The sequence below is a fragment of the Bradyrhizobium sp. P5_C12 genome (assembly GCF_054049735.1).
Window position 1 is genome coordinate 99,879 of record NZ_JBFULU010000010.1, and the last position, 19,556, is coordinate 119,434.

Sequence of the window (19,556 nt, forward strand, 5' to 3'; positions counted from 1 at the left end):
GGAGTTTTGATGCCCGCCATCACCTTCATCCATCCCGACGGCAAGTCCGACCGTATCGAGACCAGCGACGGCGAGAGCGCCATGCAGGCCGCGACCCGTCATGGCCTCGACGGCATCCTGGCCGAATGCGGCGGCAACGCCATGTGCGCGACCTGCCATGTCTATGTCGACGAGAGCTGGCTCACGCGGATGCCGGCGATCGCCGACGACGAGGACGCGCTGCTCGACGGCACCGCCACCGAGCGGCTGCCTGCGAGCCGGCTGTCCTGCCAGATCATGATCACGTCCGAGCTCGACGGGCTCGTGCTGAGACTGCCGGAGCGGCAGGTCTAACTTGCCAGGACGTCTGAGTTCTCAAACGTGCCGGCAATGACCGGCACGACAACAAGTCGAACAGGGGAGGGAATCATGAAGCATCTGAAGTGGACGCTCGCGCTGGCCGCGAGCCTCATCAGCGGAGCGGCGAGCGCCGAGATTTCGGACAATGTCGTGCGCGTCGGCGTGCTCAACGACGTTTCCGGCATCTTCCAGGACACCAACGGCATGGGCTCGGTCGAAGCCGCGCGCATGGCGGCGGAGGACTTCAACGGCGGCGGCAAGAACATCAAGGTCGAGATCGTCTATGCCGATCACCAGAACAAGGCCGACGTCGGCAACGCCATCGCGCGCAAATGGCTCGACGTCGAGGGCGTCGATGCCATTGTCGACGTGCCCAATTCGGCCGTCGGCCTCTCCATCAACACGCTGCTGCGCGACAGCCGCATGACCTTCCTGGCGTCCTCGACCGCAAGCTCCGATCTCACCGGCAAGGCCTGCTCGCCCAACACCATCCAGTGGGTCAACGACACCTGGGCCACCGGCAACACCACGGCGGCCGCGATGGTGTCGCGCGGCGGCAAGGACTGGTACTTCCTGACCGTCGATTTCGCCCTCGGCAAGGGCATCGAGGCCGAGGCGCAGAAGTATATCGAGGGGCACGGCGGCAAGGTGCTCGGCTCCAGCAAGCACCCGCTCGGCACCTCCGATTTCGCCTCCTTCCTGTTGCAGGCGCAGGGCTCGAAGGCGCAGGTGATCGGGCTGGCGAACGCCGGCGGCGACACCATCAACGCCGTGAAGCAGGCGGCCGAGTTCGGCATTCAGCAGAACGGCCAAAGGCTCGTCGCCTTCCTGCTCTTCATCAACGACGTCCACGGCATGGGCATCAAGGTCGCGCAGGGCCTCCAGCTCATGGAAGCCTTTTATTGGGACATGAATGACGACACCCGGGCCTTCGCGAAGCGCTTCGCGGCGCGGCCCGGCATGAACGGCAAGATGCCGAGCGGCAACCAGGCCGGCGTCTATGCCTCCACGCTCGCTTATCTCAACGCCGTCGCGGCGACCGGCAGCGACAACGCCAAGGACGCGGTGCCCGAGATGAAGAAGTTCAAGGGCAAGGACAAACTGTTCGGCGACACCGCGATCCGCAAGGACGGCCGCGTCGTGCATCCGATGTACCTGTTCGAGGTGAAGAAGCCGGAGGAGTCGAAATATCCGTACGACTATTACAAGCTGGTCTCGACGATTCCCGCCGATCAGGCGTTCCGCCCGTTGGCGGAGGGCGGGTGTGAGCTGGTGAAGTAGGGGCGGCGAGCGCGGGTCTTCCTTCACCTCTCCCCGCTTGCCGGGTGAGGGGGTACAGGTCCTTCGACCATCTCGCGTGCGGAGAGAGCCCCTCACCCCGACCCTCTCCCCTTAAGAACGGGGAGAGGGAGAAGAAGCATCACCCCACCACCTTGCTGCTGCCCTGCGTGATCAACCGCGCGGCGCGCTGGTCGCGGGCGTAGATCCAGAGCCAGCTCAGCGCGACGCTGAGGCGGTGGCGGAGCCCGATCAGGAAGTAGATGTGGGCGATCCCCCAGATCCACCACGCGATCGTGCCGCGCAGCTTGATGCGGCCGAAATCGATCACCGCGAGGCGCTTGCCGATCTGCGCGAGGCTGCCGGAGTGCTTGTAGCGGAACGCTCCCTTGGTCTCGCCGCGCAGGCGCGCCTTGACGGTCTCGGCGACGTGCCGCCCCTGCTGCTTGGCGGCGGGCGCGATCCCGGGCACCGGCTTGCCTTCCCAGGCACTGATGGTCACGGTGTCGCCGATTGCAAAGATCTCGGGATGGCCGGGGATCGTCAGGTCGTCCGCGACCTGCACACGGCCGGCGTGATCGGCCGGCACGCCCAGCCATTCGGCGGCGGGCGAGGCGCGCACGCCCGCGGCCCAGATCTTGGTCTTCGCGTCCAGGCGCGTGCCGCCATAGACCACGCCGTCGCGGTCGATCTCGGTGACGGGCTGGCCGAGCACGACCTCGACGCCGATCTTCTCCAGCGAGGCCTGTGCATAGGTCGAGAGCTCGTCGGCGAAGCCCGCCAGCACGCGCGGTCCCGCTTCGACCAGCACGACGCGCGCTTTCCGCGTGTCGATGTTGCGGAAATCGCCCGGCAAGGTGTGATGCGCCATCTCTGCGATAGTGCCTGCGAGCTCGACGCCGGTGGGGCCGGCGCCGACGATGACGAAGGTCAGTCGGGCTGCGCGCCGTGCCGGATCGGTCTCGCGCTCGGCGCGCTCGAACGCCACCAGGATGTGACGGCGCAGCGTGGTCGCGTCTTCCAGCGTCTTCAGGCCGGGTGCGAACTGTTCCCATTCGTCGTGGCCGAAATAGGCATGGCGGGCGCCGGTCGCGAGCACGAGCGTGTCGTAGGGCACCTCGCTGCCGTCGTCGATCAGAACGCTGCGCCGCTCGGTGTCGACGCCGCTGACGGTCGCGAACAGCGTCGTCACCTCGGGCCGGTCGTGCATGAGATGGCGGACCGGCCAGGCGATCTCGCTGGTGGCGAGCGAGGCGGTCGCGACCTGGTAAAGCAGTGGCTGGAACAGATGATGGTTGCGGCGATCGATCAGCGTGATCGCGACCGGGCTGCCCGCCAGCCGGTAGGTCGTCTCCAGCCCGCCGAAGCCGGCTCCGACGATAACGACGCGATGCGGTGTCGTGGTCATGATGCGGCCCTCGGGTCCGACGGGTGAAGCTCTCTGGCATTTAAGTGCGGAAAGGGGCGCGCGGTCCAATAGCCGTCATCAATTGAGGAATAGGTGGCTTGCATTGAGGTCCGCGAGAAAGCGCCGCAGCCCTCGTCGAAGTGAGTAGAACTATATTTCTTGCCATTCGCGATTGGGGCGAATTATGGTGCAGGGCAGGCGCCGAGGCCATTGGCGGCTCGACTGATTTTGCGCTCTAAAGAGACCCCCGGGGCGGCGATCACCCCGTTTCCGGGACAAAGAGAATTGAGGAGGGGAGTGGTTATGAGGACAGCATTCTGGCTGGCGGGCGCGGCTGCGCTTGCGCTGGCAAGCCCGGCTTTCGCCGGCGACACCATCAAGATCGGCTTCGTTTCGACCTTCAGCGGCCCGACCGCCGTCATCGGCAACGACATGCGCAACTCGTTCGAGCTGGCGCTGGATCATCTCGGGCGCAAGATGGACGGCAAGCCGGTCGAGGTGATCTACGAGGATGACGGGCAGAAGCCGGATGTCGGCAAGCAGAAGACCGAAAAGCTGGTGCAGTCCGACAAGGTCGACTTCATCGTCGGATACATCTGGTCGAACGTGCTGCTGGCTTCGCTGAAGACCGCGGTCGACTCGCAGACTTTCCTGATCACGGCCAATGCCGGCCCGTCGCAGATCGCCGGCGAACTCTGCTCGCCCTATGTGTTCTCGACCTCCTGGCAGAACGACCAGACGCCGCAGGCCATGGGCCTCTACATGAACCAGAAGGGCGTCAAGAGTGTCTTCCTGATCGGGCCGAACTACGCCGCCGGCAAGGACATGCTCGCGGGCCTGAAGAGCACCTTCAAGGGCGAGATCAAGGGCGAGGAATACACGGTCTGGCCGAGCCAGCTCGACTTCTCCGCCGAGCTCTCCAAGGCCCGCGCCTCCGGTGCCGAGTCGATCTTCGTGTTCTATCCGGGCGCCGCCGGCGTGCAGTTCCTCAATCAATACGCGCAGGCCGGCCTCAAGAGCACGATGCCGCTCTACACGGCCTTCACCGTCGACGAGCTGTCGCTGCCGCTCCAGAAGGAGAACGCGCTCGGGGTTCCCGGCGCGCAGGAATGGGTCAACGATCTCCCCAACGAGCAGAACAAGCGCTTCGTCGCCGACTATCGCAAGAAATACACCAACCTGCGCCCGACCTATTACGGGGCGCAATCCTATGACGCGGCTCAGCTCATCAACAGCGCGGTGGTCGCGGTGAAGGGCGACACCAGCAAGAAGGACGCGATGAAGGCCGAGATGGAGAAGGCCAATTTCAAGTCGCTGCGCGGCGCCTTCAAGTTCGGCAACAACCACATCCCGGTGCAGAGCTTCTATCTCCAGGACGTGGTCAAGGACGCCGAAGGCCAGCTCTCGCTGAAGACGGTCGCCACCATCGTCGAGAACAGCCAGGACCGCTTCCACGACAAATGCGCGATGAAGTGAGCTGATTGCTTCTCCCTCTCCCCGCTTGCGGGGAGAGGGTTGGGGTGAGGGGCTGTCTCCGCGGGGACGGAGCGAGTCGAATTCCTCGAAATTCCCCACATCGTCATTGCGAGCGCAGCGAAGCAATCCAGAATCCCCCCGCGGAAAGACTCTGGATTGCTTCGCTGCGCTCGCAATGACGTATTGAGAGGGCGTTGCTCCTGACTGTGATGTGACTTGCGGAGACTCCCCCTCACCCGGAATTCAAGCTGCGCTCGAATTCCGGCCTCTCCCCGCAAGCGGGGAGAGGCGAAGAGGCGCCTACACCCGCGGCATGCTCGTTGGCCGCACCTCGCGTGACTGCGCGGCAAGCCTGATCCCGGCATTCGCCGCGCCAAATCCCTGATAGCTTCGCCGTTCGACGATCTCGAAGAAGAAGCGCTCGTCAAAAATGTGGGTGTAGACCTGGAAGAACTCGCCGTCGCCCTCGCGATCGTAGAGGATGTGGTTGGCGCGCAGTTGCGCCATCAGGTCGGGCGCGAGGTCGTATTTGGCTTCGATGTCGTCGTAATAATTGTCGGGAATATCCAAAAAGTCAGCGCCGCGTGCGCGCATCGCGGCCACCGCCGCGAAGATGTCCTGGCACGTGAAGGCGACGTGCTGCACGCCCGAGCCGAAGAATTCCGAGATGAAGCGCGCCGGCAGCGTGCGGTTGGCGGAGGAGCCGTTGAGCACGAAGCGCAGGCTCTGGTCGCCATTGATGACGGCCTGGCTCTGCACGAGGCCCCTGGGATCGGCGATCTCCATCTGCGGCAGGCGGGTCAGGTCGAGGATGCCGGTGTAGAACAACAGCCAGGACAGCATCTCGTCGTAGGGCATCGACTGCGCGATGTGATCGACCGCCAGCAGGGCGTCCGAGTTCGCGTCGCTCGCGATGGGCTCGAAATCGGTATCCCAGTTCTTGCCGGCCTGATCGAGGAAATAGAGCAGGCTGCCGCCGACGCCGTGGATCGCAGGGATTTCCAGCTCGCCCGGTCCGACCGGCTGGTAGAAGGTGCGCGCCTTCAGCGTCTCGGCCCGCTGCATGGCGAGGCCGGCATTGTCGACATCGAGTGCAATCGCGCAGACGCCGGGGCCGTGCGTGACGTAATGCGAATGCGCAAAGCCATCGGTCTCGCAATTGACCACGAGTTCGACCTTGCCCTGCGACCAGCGCTCCACCGCCTTGCTGCGATGCTTGCCGGTCCTGCGGAAGCCGAGCTGTGCGAACAGGCGGGCGAGCTCGCCGGCCTTGGTCTCGTTGACGGCAAACTCGATGAAGCCGGTGCCGCGACTTTTGGCTTTCGGCGCCAGGGGCTCGCCGACGAATTTCGGCCAGTCCGGTGCAAGCCGGTCCTCCAGCAGGATCAGCGACCGCAGGCCATCGACCGCGGTCTGCGCGGCCGAGCCGGCCCGGAACTGGTCGTTGAAGATCTCCAGCGACAGCGGCCCGGCATAGCCGGTCGCCGCGATCGCTGCCATGAACTCGCCGACCGGCAGATCGCCCTGGCCTGGGAAGGAGCGGAAGTGCCGGCTCCACGACAGGATGTCGAGCTCGAGCTTCGGCGCGTCGGCAAGCTGCACCAGAAAGATCTTGTCGCCGGGGATCGAGGCCATCGCGCGGACTGGAAAGCCCGGGGCGAGTGCATGGAAACTGTCGAGGATGACGCCGATCGCAGGATGATCGGCGCGCCGCACGATCTCCCAGGCATCGCGGTAGTCGTTGACGTGCCGTCCCCAGGCCAACGCCTCGTAGCCGACGCGCAAGCCTCGCCTGGCCCCGCGATCGCCGAGCTCGCGAAAATCATCGGCGGCGCGGTCGATGCCGCCGAGCGAGGCCGGCGACACGTTGGAGCAGATCAGCAGCAGATCGGTGCCGAGCTCCTGCATCAGGTCGAACTTGCGCTCGGCGCGGGCAAAGTTTCGCGAACGCTGCGGCTCCGGCATGCCCTCGAAATCGCGGAACGGCTGGAACGCGCAGATTTTCAGATTGAGATCGCCGCAGAGCTTTGCGATGTCGCGCGGGCCTGCGCCGAACGACAGCAGGTCGTTCTCGAAGATTTCGACCTCGTCGAAGCCGGCGGCTGCGATGGCGCGGAGCTTTTCGTCCAGCGCCCCTGAGAGAGAGACGGTTGCGATCGAGCGCTTGTTCATGCGGCTGTCTCCTCCATCGCTCCCCCGAGGAAGAGCTGTCCGATGCGCGGATCGTTCAGGATGCGCTTCGCGCCGTCGAACATGCGGGTCTGGCCGAGCTCGAGCACGATGCCGAAATCGGAGATCTCCAGCGCCGAGCGGGCGTTCTGCTCGATCATCAGGATGGTGACGCCACGGTCGCGCAGGGATTTCAGGATGTCGAAAGTCTGCTGCACCATCAGCGGCGACAGGCCGATCGAAGGCTCGTCGATCAGCACCAGCTTCGGCTCGAGCAGCAGCGAGCGCGCGATCTCGAGCTGTTTCTGCTCGCCGCCCGACAGCGTGGAGGCCTGCTGCGTCGACTTGCGCCGCAGCGCCGGAAACAGGTCGAGCGCGGCCTCGATCCGCCTGGGCAGGTCGATGTCCTTGCCGGCGGCGACGCCGCCGAGCTCGATATTGTGGCGCACCGACAGCTCGGGAAAGATGTTGCGGCCCTGCGGCACATAGCAGATGCCGGCGTTGAGCAGCGCGCGCTGGCTCAGATTGGTGACGTCGCGGTTCGCGAAGCTGATCTTGCCCTCGCGCAGCTTCAACAGGCCGAAGACCGCCTTGAACACGGTCGACTTGCCGGCGCCGTTCGGGCCGATGATGGTGGTGATGGTCGCCTGCGGCACGGCGAAGGTGGTGCCGTTCAGGATCGTCATCTTGCCGTAGCCGCCGACGAGATTGTGAACCGAGAGGATCGGGTCGCTCATGGCTCGCTCTCCCTAATGCCCGAGATAGGCTTCAATGACGGCAGGATTCTTGCGGACCTCGTCCGGCCGTCCCATCGCCAGCACCTTGCCTTCCGCCATCACCATCACGCGCGAGCACAGCGACATCACGAATTCCATGTTGTGCTCGATCACGACGAAGGTGGCGTTCTTCTCGCGGTTGATCGCGACCAGCCGCTCCTTCAAATCCGTCAGCATCGACGGGTTGACGCCGCCGGCGGGYTCGTCGAGCAGCACCAGCCGCGGACCGCCCATGAACGCCATCGCGGCGTCCAGCAGCTTCTGCTGGCCGTAGGACAGACCGCCGGCAGGCTCGGCGGCGAGATGATCGAGCTTGAAGAAGCCGATCATCTGGTTGGCGGCGTCCGTGAGCCCGGCGTCGGAGCGGCCGACCAGGCGCGAGGCCATGTTGCCCTGGTGCTCCTGGCCGGCGAGGATCAGGTTCTCGCGCACCGAGAGTTTTGGAAACACCTGCAACAGCTGGAAGGTGCGGCTGACGCCGAGCTTGTTGAGCTCGGAGGGGCGCAAGCCGGTCACGACCTTGCCGTCGAGCTTGACCTCGCCGCCTGATGGTGTGAGCTGGCCGAGGATGCAGTTGAACAGGGTCGACTTGCCGCAGCCGTTCGGCCCGATCAGGCCGAGGATCTCGCCTTCGCGGACGTCGAAGGAGACGCCGTCGACGGCGCTGATGCCGCCGAAATTCTTCCTGATGTTGGTGACTTCGAGGACCGGGCTCATTGCACCGTCTCCAGCCGGGATTTTGCCACGGCGCGCAGCGCGGAGGCCGCCTTGGTTCGGCGCTCGGCGAGATAGCGGTCGAGGATTCCCAAAATGCCGGTCGGCGACCAGATCAGCAGCAGCATCACCGCGACCGCATAGAGCATCAGATAATAGCCTTCCGTGAAGCGCAGCCATTCCGGCAGCAGCACCGCGATCATCGCCCCTAAGAACGGGCCGAGGAAGAAGCCGGCGCCGCCGACGATTACCATCATCAGGAGATCGAGCGAGAGCGACAGGTTGAACGGCACGGGATCGATATATTGCGTCAGCGGCGCATAGAGCGCACCGGCGACGCCGCCGAGCGCCGAGCCGATCGCGAATGCCATTAGCGTGTAGCGGCGGGTATCGACGCCGAGCGACTGCGCGCGCAGCGGATTTTCACGCAGCGCCATGAAGGCGCGGCCCCAGGGCGAACGGATCAGCCACCACACCGCCAGCGACACGATCGCGAGCGAGCCGAGGCAGACATAATAGAAGGGCAGGGGCTTGTTGGTCGCGATGCCGAAGATGTGCGGCCGCGGGATGTTGGAGATGCCGTAGATGCCGCCGGTGAGCCAGCTCTCGTTGCGGAACACCAGGAAGGCGAGCGTCGAGAAAGCGAGCGTGACGAAGGCAAGATAATGGTGCTGCACGCGCAGCGCGGGATAGCCGAGCACCCAGCCGACCGCGAAGCTCAAGATAATCGCGACGACAATCGCAGCCGGCAAAGGCCAGCCATGCGTGGTCATGATCGCGGCCGCATAGGCGCCGATGCCGACGAAGGCGCCCTGGGCGAGCGACACCTGGCCGGCATAGCCGAGCGTGAGGTTGAGTCCCATCGCGGCGATCGTCATCACCGCCCACTGGCTCAGGATGAACAGGCCGTAGCGGTTGAAGTTCATGGGAATCACGATCAGGCCGGCGATGACGGCAAGGCCGAGCGCGATCTTCAGGGGTTTGGCAAATCCGCTCATACCGTGCGCTCCTCGGCGCGGCCGAGCAATCCTTGCGGCCGGAACAGGATGACGAGGATCAGGAAGATCAGCGGCACCGCCGCGCGATATTGCGTGGAGACATAGGATGCCGCGAGATTGTCGAGCACGCCGATCAAGAGGCCGCCGGCGATCGCGCCGCGCACCTGGTTGAAGCCGCCGACGATGGCCGCGATGAAAGCGGCCTGGCCCAGCACCTCGCCGGAGGAGAATTTTGCGAGGTAAATCGGCGTGATCAGCAATGAGGCCAGCGCCACCAGAAACGCGTTGATCAGGAAGGTCAGGAGAATCATCCGCTCGACCGGTACGCCGATGATGCGCGCCACTGTCGGGTTCTGCGCCGCCGCCTGCATCTGGTGGCCGAGCGACGTGCGGTTGAGCAGCGTCGTCAGGCCGAATACGGCGAGGATGGCGAGGACGAGAACGCCGATGCTTTGCAACGACACGGCGTGGCCGAGGATGGAGACGTCGCCGGTCGGCACGATCGACGGAAAGRGCGAGGCCTCGGCGCTGAAGAACTGCTTTACGGCCTCCTTGATGCCGATGGCCAGCGCCATGGTGGCAATCGCCAGCGGCAGCACGCCATGGCGCATCATCGGGTCGACCAGCAGCATCTTGAAGGCGAGGCCGAGCAGGATCATCGAGAGCAGGATGCCGAGGATGATCGCGAGCCAGAACGGCGCGCCGGCATGCATCGCCGCCAGCATCAGGAACGCCGGCAGCATCACGAACTCGCCTTGTGCGAAATTGATGGTCTGCGATGTCTGCCATAGCAGCGTGAAACCAACCGCGACCAGCGCATAGATGGCGCCGGTGGCAAGTCCCGCGACCAGAAGATCGAACAGATTGGACATGTTCCCCTCTCTCTTTCCCCTCTCTCCACTCTCTTCTTTCTCCCTCTCCCCGTTCTTACGGGGAGAGGGAGGGGTGAGGGGCTCTGTCCGCGAATTCGATTGTCACTGTGACTGCGGGAACACCCTCACCCCACCCCTCTCCCCGCGAAGAGCGGGGCGAGGGAGAGGAGAGATCTCTCCCCGTCTCTCCTTCTTCTCCCTCTCCCCGTTCTTACGTGGAGAGGGCTGGGGTGAGGGGCTGTCTCCGCGAACTCGATTGTCACCGTCGCCGCGGAAGCAGCCCCTCACCCCGCCCTCTCCCCGCGAAGGGCGGGGCGAGGGAGGAAGAGAGACCTCACTTCACCTTCGGCAGCACCTGCTTCACCACCTGCTTGCCTTCGACGACTTCCACCAGAAAACTCTGGCGGTCGATGTCGCCGGTGTCGCTGAAGGTGGCGTCCATCAAGATGCCGGGCTCATCGGCGGCCTTGATGGTCAGGCCGTGCAGCGTGTCGGCGAATGCCTTGGAGTCGACCTTGCCCATCTTCTCGGTGGTGGCTTTCACCATGTAGACGGCGAGATAGCCCTTCAGGCCATTGTGGTCGGGCACGTAATTGTACTTCTTCGAGAACTTCTCGCGGAATGCCTTGATCAGGTCGACCGGCGCGTCGGTGGTGAGACCGACATGGCCGCGCGCGCCGTTGGCGGCGTCGCCCGCGAGATCGATCACCTTCTGGCCGATCAGCGTGGTCTCGCCCATCAGCGGCGCGGTGACGCCCTGGCGCTTCAGCTCCTTCAGGATGCGCGCGCTCTCTTCTTCATTGAGATAGACGAAAACCGCGTCGGGATTGGCCGCCTTGATCTTGCCGACGTCGGCGGCGAAATCGGCTTGTCCCGCTTCGGTCGAGAGGTCGGCGACGACCTTCGAGCCGAGCCGGTCGAGCTCCTTGGTGACGACGTCGCGCCCGCCGCGGCCGAAATCATTGTTCACCCAGACCACCGCGACCGTCTTCGCCTTCATCTCGTCGTGGATGTATTTTGCGACCTTCGGCATCGAGGATTGCTGGCCGAACGAGGTGCGGAACAGGAACTTGTTGCCTGCTTGCGTCAGCTCGGCGGCTTCGCCGCCCATGATCTGGGCGATGCCGGCTTCGGCCGCGAGCGGCGCGGTGACCTTCACCGAGCCGGAATAGCCGGGCCCGAGCAGCACATAGGGCTCGGCGTCGAGCGCCTTCTGCACCTGGGCGCGGGCCACGCCGGGGTTGGACTGCGAGTCGGCGTGGGTGACCTCCAACTTGCGGCCGAGCACGCCGCCCTTGGCGTTGATTTCCTCGATCGCGAGGTCGATGCCGTTCTTCCAGTTGGTGCCGACGGTGGCGCCGCCACCCGACAGCTCGGCGACGTCGGCGAGCTTGATCGCCTGGGCGTGGACGCTGGTTGCAGTCGCGAAGGCAAGCAGGGCGCCTGCCAGTAAAGTCGATTTCATGGTCTCTCCTCCCATTTTCCGTTGATGTTGCCCGCGGCCTTGTGTCCGGCCGCTTTGGTTACGCTGCGTTGTAGGTCGAGCTTCGTGCCGCCATCACTTCGTCGAAAGCCTCTCCCATGACCTCGGTCGACGGGGCAAGGCCGGTGAACAGTTCGAAAGCGTCGGCGGCCTGGTAAATCGCAAGCTCCCGCCCGGTCATGATCCGTGCACCCTTGGCTTGGGCTGCCGCCAGCAGCGGCGTGATCAGCGGCGAGTAGACGGCATCGGCGACCCACAATTTGTCGTGCAGCAGCGCGGCCGGGACCGGCATGCCCCGGTTCGGCAGCATGCCGACCGGCGTGCCGTTGACGAGGCCGGTCGCGCCATCGAGCGCGTCCTCGACGCTTTTCGCGACCCTGGCGCCGCCATGCCTGGCAAGCAGTGCGGCAAGTTTTTCGGCCCGCGCCGGTTCAGTGTCGAAGATGCGGAGGTCGGCGACCTCAAGGCTCGCCAATGCGAAGGCGATCGCCCTGCCGACGCCGCCCGTGCCGATCACGGCAACCGCATTTCCAGACGGCGCCAGCAGCGGCGCCACCGCGCGCGCAAAGCCGGTGGTGTCGGTGTTGTGGCCGGTCAGGCGGCCGTCCCTGACGGCGACGGTGTTGACCGCGCCCATGGCGGCGGCGCCCGGAGCCAGCTCGTCGAGCAGCGGGACCACCGCTTCCTTGTAAGGGTAGGTGACATTGACGCCGGCGAAGCCGAGCCGCCGCACGCCTTCGAGCATCATGCTGAGCCCGACCGCATCGGCGCCGGCGACCTCGATGAGCTGGTAATGGCCGCGCAGGCCCAGCGCCTCGGCGGCGCGCTCATGCATGGCGGGGGAGGCGGAATGCGCGATCGGCGCGCCGATCAGGCCGGTGAGGAGCTTCTTGCTGGCGGCGTATCCGCGCTTCGACATGGTTCGCTATCGTCTCGTTGAGAGCATTCGGTCCCGGCCATTAGCGCGGACATCCGCGCAATTCCAAKGGGACTTCCAAGGGGGCTTCCGCATGCGACGATAGCCTTTCCCTCGCCTAACACAATTACCCTTTTGTCCCGCAAACCTAACATCATGTTATTTCTTCCGTCCGCGCGCAGGCGCAGCCCTGCCGTTGCCGCGGGACGGCTCGACCGCGCGCATCTCGGCGCGCAGGGATTCGATGAAATACTCGACGTGAAGCGACAGCGGTGCGCCGCGCTTCACCGCGATGTAGGTGTCGAACCGCGTCGGCTCGGTGATCTTGAGCAGCTCGACGCCGGGATAGCCGCCATGGGCCACCGTGAACTGGTCGATGACGGCGATCCCGAGCCCTGCCTTCACCAGCGCGCAGACCGTGGTGCCGAAGCGTGCGCGGATGGTGATGTTGTAGTCGAGCCGGTTGCGCGAAAAGATCCCGGCCATGATCCGCCCATAGGGGTCGTTGGGATCGATGCCGATCAGCGGATAGCGGGTGATCTCGGCCGCCGACACCTGCTTGCGGCCGGCGAGCTCGTGGCCGGGCGGAACCATGCAATAGAGCTCACCCTCGGCGAGCGGCAGGAAATCGAGCCCGGAATGCTCGAGCCGGTAGCTCATCGCGACGCACTCGCCACGGCCGAGCAACAGATAGTCGATGGCCTCTTCGAGCTTGAGGATGTTGATGTCGATGCCGAGATCCGGATAGCGGCGCCGGACGCGCTCGATCGCACGGGGCACCATCACCTGCGAGATGCTCGGCACCGAGCCGATGCGCAGTTCCGACAGGCCGCCGCGGCCGATCTTGGAGATGATCTCGGAGAGGTCGTCGACCTTCTTGTAGACCCCGTTGATCTGCTCGAAGATATTCTCGGCCTCCGGCGTCGGGAAATAGCGGCCGTTCTGGCGCTGGAAGAAGCGGATGCCGAGCGAGCGCTCGGTGTATTTGACCAGCCGGCTGATGCCCGGCGCCGAGACGTTCAGAAGCTTCGCCGCACCGCCAATGGTGCCCGTCACCATCACGGCACGGATCACTTCAACCTGGCGCAGCGTCATCATGTCCCGGACATCCCGAAAGGCGATCGTGGCGGCGATCATCTCACGAGAGCCGTGATGTCATCCAGCGGCAAGTGGTGTCAGGGCGAGCGGAGCGGGCGGCGCTTCACCCTCCAGGGGAGGGTAAGCGTGCAGCTCATTCGTGGGCGATGCCGGAGTAACTTCGCGCGCGGGTTGTTTCGACTAAATCAGCGGGCTCGAACCTAAGATCATCCAGGCGAGCAGCGCTCGCGTCTGCTGCAACCGCGTCCTAACTCGCCGGTCCGTCCGGCGACACGCTGCCGGGCGGCTGCGCGTGCTCGCTTTGCAGCACCTTGCGCGCGAACTCGATGATCTCCTGCTTGTTTGCCGTGTCGCGGACCGCGAAAAACACGCGATTGAGCTCCAGGCCGAGCACGCTGTTGAGGGCGATGTTCTCGTCTTCCATCGTGACTTTCCCGCTTCAGGCGTCCTAGGTGTATCTTGACGTCACTTCTTCCACAAGTAGATTAAATCTTCGAAGCGTGCAGTGCACCGGGAAACTACGGAAGCGGTGAATTGAGGCAGCCCCCCAAGACGTGCTATACGGAGCGGCGAGGGTCAGGAAACGCACTGATGTCCGCCGTTGATTATGGCCGGGAAGCGCTCGACTTCATTGAAGGGCTGGGGGCCTATACCAAGGTTCCGGACGCCATGGATGCGCTCGCGACCGCGTTCGGCGGGTATGGCTTCGAGCACATCATCGTGACCGGCTTGCCGAATCCCGATCAGCGCTTTTCCCAGATGGTGCTCGCCAAGAAGTGGCCGGCGGAGTGGTTCAGCCTCTACACTCAAAAGAGCTATGACCGCGTCGATCCCGTGATCCGCAAATGCCGGCAGACCGTGAATCCGTTCGAGTGGTCCGAGGCGCCTTATGATCCCGAGTTGGAGCCTGGCGCGGTGGAGGTGATGCGGCGCGCCGCCGATTTCCGGATGTCGCGCGGCTTCGTCGTTCCGATCCACGGGTTGACCGGCTACGAGGCCGGCGTCTCGCTCGGCGGCGTCCACCTCGATCTCAATGCCCGCAGCAAGCCGGCGTTGCACCTGATCGCGATGTATGGCTTCGACCATATTCGCCGTCTGCTCGATCCGGCGCCGCATCCGTCGATGCGCCTCACTCCGCGCGAGCGCGAGGTGATCGCCTGGGCTTCACAGGGCAAGTCGGCCTGGGAAATCGGCGAGATACTGAACATCACGCAGCGCACCGCGGAAGAGCATCTTGCAACCGCCGCGCGCAAGCTCGGCGCCGTCAACCGGACGCATGCGGTCGCGATCGCGATCCGCCATAGAATCATCAATCCCTGAAATAGTCGCCTACTGGGAAATTTCCCAATAGTCGGTTCGGCCTTTTTCGCTGAGGCTGCCCTCATTTCAAGCCATGGGGGAGTTCATGATTCATGTAATTTCGGCCGTCAACCGGCACCTCTACGAGGACGTCATCGAGCAACATTTCCGGGTGCGTCACGAGATTTTTGTCGAGGAGCGGAAATGGGAGGGGCTGCGGAAGCCCGATAGCCGCGAGATCGATACCTATGACAATGAGGACGCGGTCTACCTGCTGGCTCTCGAAAACCGCCGGGTGCTCGGCGGCTCCCGCCTGTATCCGACCACCAAGCCGACGATGATGAGCGAGGTCTTCCCGCATCTCGCCGCGGTGCGCGGCTGCCCGTCGGACCCGCTGGTCTGGGAGTGGTCACGCTTCTTCGTGTCGCGCGAGCGCCGCGACGGTGCGTTCAATCTGCAATTGATGGCGGCAGCGCAGGAGTTCTGTCTCGATCAGGGCATCGAGCGTCTCTGTCTCGTCATGGAGACCTGGTGGCTGCCGCGCTTCCACGACATCGGTTTCGTCGTCACCCCGCTCGGGTTACCGGCGCTGGTCGAAGACTCCTGGACCATGGCCGCAACCATCGAGGTCCGTCAGGAATCGCTCGATGTCGTGCGCGACCGTATCGGGATGATGAATGTCATCCAGCAGGACGGTCCCCGCATCGACTGCATCGCCCGTGCCCACACCTGCGGCCTCGCCGCGCAACGAAAGATTGCCTGAGATGTCGAACATGATGCGAGACAGCCAGATCATGGCGCAGACCAAGGACGAGAATCTCGGCTACATGTCCGACATGGCGCTCGAGCTGGCCCAGATGGCGGAAGACTCCGGACTGGCGACGCTCGCCTATCTGTTCCGGATGGCGGCGCTGGAGGCCTCGACGGCAAACAGCGAGCTCGCCGAGCCGGATGATCTTCCCCAGCAGATGACGTCGCACTAGACGCATCCTTTCCTTCCCTTGTTTCAACGGAAGGCCTCGCCCTCTCCCTCCGGGGAGAGGGCGATCGTTTTTGAGCACTGCGCCGCGTCATTGCCTCCGCCCCGGATGGGGTGCGGCAGGTTGCCCCATCCTCCCGGCAGCCTTCTTGCAAGGCGCGTGCACGGAGCGCTCGACCGCATGCACCTGGATGCAACAAAGTGCATGTTGAGCGCAGAATCGCTCTTGCCTCGGAACGATACTGCCATTACCCATTTTTCGGCCTTGAACAGGCAGGGGGAGCTCTTTCACTGATGGCGACTGTGTTCGAACATCGGCGCGACGCTGCGTGCGCCTGAAAGAGTTTTGATGCTGCTTGTCGTCGAACAGTTCTTGAACGGATTGCAGTTCGGCCTGCTGCTGTTCCTGCTCGCCGCCGGCCTGACGCTGGTGTTCGGGATCATGGATCTCGTCAACCTCGCGCACGGCTCGCTCTACATGATGGGCGCGTATTTCGCCGCGACCTTCGCGGCTTGGACCGGCAGTTTCGTGCTCGGCGCGTTCATGGCGCTCGGCGCGACGCTGCTGCTCGGCATCGTGCTTGAAGTGGTGGCGCTGAAACACCTCTATGGCAGAGACCATCTCGACCACGTGCTCGCGACCTTCGGGCTGATCCTGTTCTTCAACGAGGCGGTGCGGTTGATCTGGGGCCCGGCCGGCCTTGCGCTGCCGTTGCCGGCCTGGCTCACGGTGCCGGTGCCGATCCTGCCCGGTATCCATTATCCGGCCTATCGTCTTGCCATCATCGTGGTGGCGCTGCTGGTGGCGCTGCTGCTCTATCTCGGTGTGATGCGCACCCGCGTCGGCATGCTGATCCGGGCCGGCGCCTCCAACCGCGAGATGATCGGCGCGCTCGGCATCAACATCAAGCTGCTCTACACGCTGGTGTTCGGCTTAGGGGCCGCGCTCGCCGGTCTCGCCGGGCTGATGCAGGCGCCGATCCTGACCGTGCAGATCGGCATGGGCGAGAACATCCTGATCCTCGCCTTCGTCATCATCGTGATCGGCGGTATCGGCTCGATCCGCGGCGCGTTCCTGGCCGCGATCTTCGTCGGCATGATCGACACGCTCGGCCGCGCCTTCCTGCCCAATCTGTTGCGGCAGGTGCTGAGCGGCGCCGCTGCCTCCACCGCCGCGCCCGCCCTGTCCTCCATGCTGATCTATCTGTTGATGGCGATCGTGCTGGTGGTGCGGCCGGAGGGGCTGTTTCCGGCCAACCGTCGATGAAGGCTTTCACTGTGAGCAAGGCCGTCACGGCCCTGATGCTGGCGGGCCTCGTGCTGCTGCCGCTCTATTCGCAGCTCTCCGGCAACATCTTCATCCTGACCCTGTTCACCCGCGTCGTCATCCTGGCCTTGGCGGCCGCGAGCCTCAACCTCATCATGGGCTATGGCGGCATGATGAGCTTTGGCCACGCCGCCTATCTCGGCATCGGCGGCTACGCCGTCGGCATTCTGGCGCAGGAAGGCATCGGCTCCGGCTTCATCCAGTTTCCGGTCGCGCTCGCGGCCTCCGCGCTTTATGCGCTGGTGATCGGCGCGCTCTCCTTGCGCACCCGCGGTGTCTATTTCATCATGATCACGCTCGCCTTCGCGCAGATGGCGTACTACGTCGCCTCGGGCCTGGCGCGCTACGGCGGTGACGACGGCCTCACCGTCTACAAGCGCAGTGACTTCTCCGGCCTGATCAATCTCGGCAACCGCGTGCAGTTCTACTATCTCTGCCTCGCCTGCCTGTTTGGCGTGATCTTCCTGATCTGGCGCATCGTCAATTCGCGCTTCGGCCTCGTCGTGCAGGGCTTGCGCTCCAACGAGCAGCGCATGCAGGCGATCGGCTTTCCGGCGAAGCGCTACCAGCTCGTCTGCTTCGTCATCTCCGGCATGATGTGCGGCCTGGCCGGCGCGCTGCTCGCCAACAACACCGATTTCATCAGCCCGGCCGTGATGTACTGGACCCGCTCCGGCGACCTCATGGTGATGGTGATTTTAGGGGGCATGGGCGCGCTGTTCGGCCCGGTCATGGGGGCGGTGGTCTATCTGCTGCTGGAAGAGTTCCTGTCGCAGATCACCGAATATTGGGCGTTGATCATGGGCCCGTTGCTGCTGCTGATCGTGCTGTTCGGCCGCGGCGGCATCATGGGCCTGCTCGGGAGGTTCAACCGTGGCTGAACCGCTGCTCCGTGTCGAAAAGCTGGTGCGCCGCTTCGGCGGCATCATTGCGACGGACAACGTCTCGCTCGACGTAGCTAGCGGCGAGCTGCACGCCATCATCGGCCCGAACGGCGCCGGCAAGACCACGCTGATCAGCCAGCTCACCGGGCATCTCGCGCCGGATTCCGGCAGCGTCTCGCTCGGTGGCCTCGACATCACCTACCTGCCGGCCTATCGCCGCTGCGCGCTCGGCCTCGCCCGCTCGTTCCAGATCACCTCGCTGTTGTTCGACTTCACGGCTGCCGACAATGTCGCACTGGCGGCGCAGGCACATGCCGGCACGTCGTTCCGCTTCTTCGCCAATGCGCGCAAGGAAAGGGGCCTGCGCGATGCCGCGCATGCCGCGCTCGACCGCGTCGGTCTGTTGCATCGCGCCGACGTCGTGGTGTCGAGGCTCAGTCATGGCGAGCGGCGCGAGCTCGAGCTCGCGGTCGCGCTCGCGAGCAAGCCAAAATTGCTTCTGCTGGACGAGCCGATGGCGGGCCTGGGCGTCACCGAATCCCAACGCATGGTGAAGCTGCTCCAGGAGCTGCGCAAGGAAGTCTCGATCGTGCTGGTCGAGCACGACATGCCGGCGGTGTTCGCGCTCGCCGACCGCATCTCGGTGCTGGTCTATGGCCGCGTCATCGCCTCCGGCGCTCCGGCCGCGATCCGCCAGAACGACGAGGTCAAGCGCGCCTATCTCGGCGACCAGCATGTGGTGACGCATCATGGCTGACACGCTGCTCGACGTCGACGGCATCGAGACCTGCTACGGGCTCTCTCAGGTGCTGTTCGGCCTGTCGCTGTCGATCAAGCCGGGCGAGATGGTTTCGCTGATGGGCCGCAACGGCATGGGCAAGACCACGACCATTCGCTCGATCATGGGCCTGACGCCGGCGCGCGCGGGCGCGATCCGCTTCGCGGGCGCGGAGGTCAGGCTGCTTCCGTCCTACAGGATCGCAAAACTCGGCGTCGGCCTGGTCCCCGAGGGGCGGCAGATCTTTCCGAACCTCACCGTGCGCGAAAACCTCGTCGCCGCCGCCGCCGATCGCTTCGACAGCGCCAAGCCCTGGACGCTTGCCGCGATCTACGTGCTGTTCCCGCGGCTCGCCGAGCGCGCCTCCAACATGGGCAACCAGCTCTCCGGCGGCGAGCAGCAGATGCTCGCGATCGGCCGCGCGCTGATGACCAATCCAAAGCTCCTGATTCTGGATGAAGCGACCGAGGGCCTGGCGCCGCTGATCCGCGAGGAGATCTGGAACTGCCTGTCGATGCTGAAGAGCCGGGGACAGTCGATCCTGGTCGTCGACAAGAACGTCGACCACCTCGCCCGCATCTGCGACCGCCACTACATCATCGAACGCGGCAGGACGGTGTGGAGCGGCAGCTCCGGCGAGCTGATGGCCGAGCCGGATCTGCAACACAAATATCTGGGGATCTAGCGGGCCCGGCGAGGTGAGGGGCGGCATGCCAGCCCTTCAGCGTCGTCCCGGCGAAGGCCGGGACCCATACCGCGAGG

20 protein-coding genes are annotated in these 19,556 nt (G+C 64.7%); 10 read left to right on the top strand and 10 right to left on the bottom strand.

The features are described from left to right. The first annotated feature begins 9 nt into the window (after positions 1-9). On the top strand, positions 10-333 hold the full coding sequence (locus ACXJMY_RS12055; protein ID WP_456619549.1) for a 2Fe-2S iron-sulfur cluster-binding protein: 324 nt from the start codon (positions 10-12) through the stop codon (positions 331-333). A gap of 75 nt (positions 334-408) precedes the next feature. Then, complete coding sequence (locus ACXJMY_RS12060) at positions 409-1,620, top strand: ABC transporter substrate-binding protein (protein WP_456619550.1); 1,212 nt, start codon at positions 409-411, stop codon at positions 1,618-1,620. 139 nt (positions 1,621-1,759) lie between these two features. On the opposite strand, the gene ACXJMY_RS12065 is transcribed toward ACXJMY_RS12060, so the two are convergent. Further along, positions 1,760-3,025 (bottom strand): NAD(P)/FAD-dependent oxidoreductase, encoded by a 1,266-nt coding sequence (locus ACXJMY_RS12065; protein ID WP_456619551.1) that lies wholly within the window; start codon positions 3,023-3,025, stop codon positions 1,760-1,762. 303 nt (positions 3,026-3,328) lie between these two features. Between ACXJMY_RS12065 and ACXJMY_RS12070 the strand changes: the two genes are divergently transcribed. Further along, positions 3,329-4,501, top strand: coding sequence for an ABC transporter substrate-binding protein (locus ACXJMY_RS12070; RefSeq protein ID WP_456619552.1), 1,173 nt, complete (start codon positions 3,329-3,331; stop codon positions 4,499-4,501). Between the two features lie 300 nt (positions 4,502-4,801). Here ACXJMY_RS12070 and ACXJMY_RS12075 read toward each other — a convergent pair whose 3' ends face one another. The 9 genes from ACXJMY_RS12075 to ACXJMY_RS12115 form a co-directional block, all read right to left on the bottom strand. Beyond that, complete coding sequence (locus tag ACXJMY_RS12075; protein WP_456619553.1) at positions 4,802-6,673, bottom strand: bifunctional sugar phosphate isomerase/epimerase/4-hydroxyphenylpyruvate dioxygenase family protein; 1,872 nt, start codon at positions 6,671-6,673, stop codon at positions 4,802-4,804. Next, positions 6,670-7,407, bottom strand: a complete 738-nt coding sequence (locus ACXJMY_RS12080) for an ABC transporter ATP-binding protein (RefSeq protein ID WP_456619554.1) — start codon at positions 7,405-7,407, stop codon at positions 6,670-6,672. The genes ACXJMY_RS12075 and ACXJMY_RS12080 overlap by 4 nt, the downstream gene beginning before the upstream one ends. A 12-nt stretch (positions 7,408-7,419) precedes the next feature. After that, positions 7,420-8,163, bottom strand: a complete 744-nt coding sequence (locus tag ACXJMY_RS12085; RefSeq protein WP_456619555.1) for an ABC transporter ATP-binding protein — start codon at positions 8,161-8,163, stop codon at positions 7,420-7,422. Then, positions 8,160-9,158, bottom strand: a complete 999-nt coding sequence (locus tag ACXJMY_RS12090) for a branched-chain amino acid ABC transporter permease (RefSeq protein WP_456619556.1) — start codon at positions 9,156-9,158, stop codon at positions 8,160-8,162. The genes ACXJMY_RS12085 and ACXJMY_RS12090 overlap by 4 nt, the downstream gene beginning before the upstream one ends. Beyond that, entirely contained in the window at positions 9,155-10,030 is an 876-nt protein-coding gene (locus tag ACXJMY_RS12095; protein ID WP_456619557.1) for a branched-chain amino acid ABC transporter permease, read from the bottom strand. The genes ACXJMY_RS12090 and ACXJMY_RS12095 overlap by 4 nt, the downstream gene beginning before the upstream one ends. Positions 10,031-10,364: 334 nt before the next feature. Next, a complete protein-coding gene (locus tag ACXJMY_RS12100; RefSeq protein ID WP_456619558.1) occupies positions 10,365-11,495 on the bottom strand; it encodes an ABC transporter substrate-binding protein in 1,131 nt (376 codons plus the stop codon). A gap of 58 nt (positions 11,496-11,553) precedes the next feature. Then, the gene (locus tag ACXJMY_RS12105; RefSeq protein ID WP_456619559.1) at positions 11,554-12,432 is read right to left on the bottom strand and encodes a shikimate dehydrogenase; all 879 of its coding nucleotides are present in this window, start codon (positions 12,430-12,432) and stop codon (positions 11,554-11,556) included. A 156-nt stretch (positions 12,433-12,588) separates the two neighbouring features. Beyond that, complete coding sequence (locus tag ACXJMY_RS12110) at positions 12,589-13,527, bottom strand: LysR family transcriptional regulator (RefSeq protein WP_456619655.1); 939 nt, start codon at positions 13,525-13,527, stop codon at positions 12,589-12,591. Between the two features lie 247 nt (positions 13,528-13,774). Next, positions 13,775-13,951: a hypothetical protein gene (locus ACXJMY_RS12115; RefSeq protein WP_456619560.1), complete on the bottom strand. Its 177-nt coding sequence runs from the start codon at positions 13,949-13,951 to the stop codon at positions 13,775-13,777. A gap of 167 nt (positions 13,952-14,118) precedes the next feature. On the opposite strand from ACXJMY_RS12115, the gene ACXJMY_RS12120 reads away from it, so the two are divergent. The 7 genes from ACXJMY_RS12120 to ACXJMY_RS12150 all read left to right on the top strand — a co-directional run bounded on the left by ACXJMY_RS12120 (position 14,119) and on the right by ACXJMY_RS12150 (position 19,479). Then, positions 14,119-14,847: a helix-turn-helix transcriptional regulator gene (locus ACXJMY_RS12120; RefSeq protein ID WP_456619561.1), complete on the top strand. Its 729-nt coding sequence runs from the start codon at positions 14,119-14,121 to the stop codon at positions 14,845-14,847. Positions 14,848-14,932: 85 nt separating this feature from the next. Further along, positions 14,933-15,589 (top strand): acyl-homoserine-lactone synthase, encoded by a 657-nt coding sequence (locus ACXJMY_RS12125; RefSeq protein ID WP_456619562.1) that lies wholly within the window; start codon positions 14,933-14,935, stop codon positions 15,587-15,589. A gap of 1 nt (position 15,590) precedes the next feature. Then, a complete protein-coding gene (locus ACXJMY_RS12130) occupies positions 15,591-15,809 on the top strand; it encodes a hypothetical protein (RefSeq protein WP_456619563.1) in 219 nt (72 codons plus the stop codon). Between the two features lie 345 nt (positions 15,810-16,154). Then, positions 16,155-17,072: a branched-chain amino acid ABC transporter permease gene (locus ACXJMY_RS12135; protein WP_456619564.1), complete on the top strand. Its 918-nt coding sequence runs from the start codon at positions 16,155-16,157 to the stop codon at positions 17,070-17,072. Next, positions 17,069-18,013 (top strand): branched-chain amino acid ABC transporter permease, encoded by a 945-nt coding sequence (locus ACXJMY_RS12140; RefSeq protein ID WP_456619565.1) that lies wholly within the window; start codon positions 17,069-17,071, stop codon positions 18,011-18,013. The genes ACXJMY_RS12135 and ACXJMY_RS12140 overlap by 4 nt, the downstream gene beginning before the upstream one ends. Then, entirely contained in the window at positions 18,006-18,773 is a 768-nt protein-coding gene (locus tag ACXJMY_RS12145; protein WP_456619566.1) for an ABC transporter ATP-binding protein, read from the top strand. The genes ACXJMY_RS12140 and ACXJMY_RS12145 overlap by 8 nt, the downstream gene beginning before the upstream one ends. Further along, positions 18,766-19,479, top strand: a complete 714-nt coding sequence (locus tag ACXJMY_RS12150; RefSeq protein ID WP_456619567.1) for an ABC transporter ATP-binding protein — start codon at positions 18,766-18,768, stop codon at positions 19,477-19,479. Before ACXJMY_RS12145 ends, ACXJMY_RS12150 begins: the two co-directional genes overlap by 8 nt. The last annotated feature ends 77 nt before the right edge of the window (positions 19,480-19,556 follow it).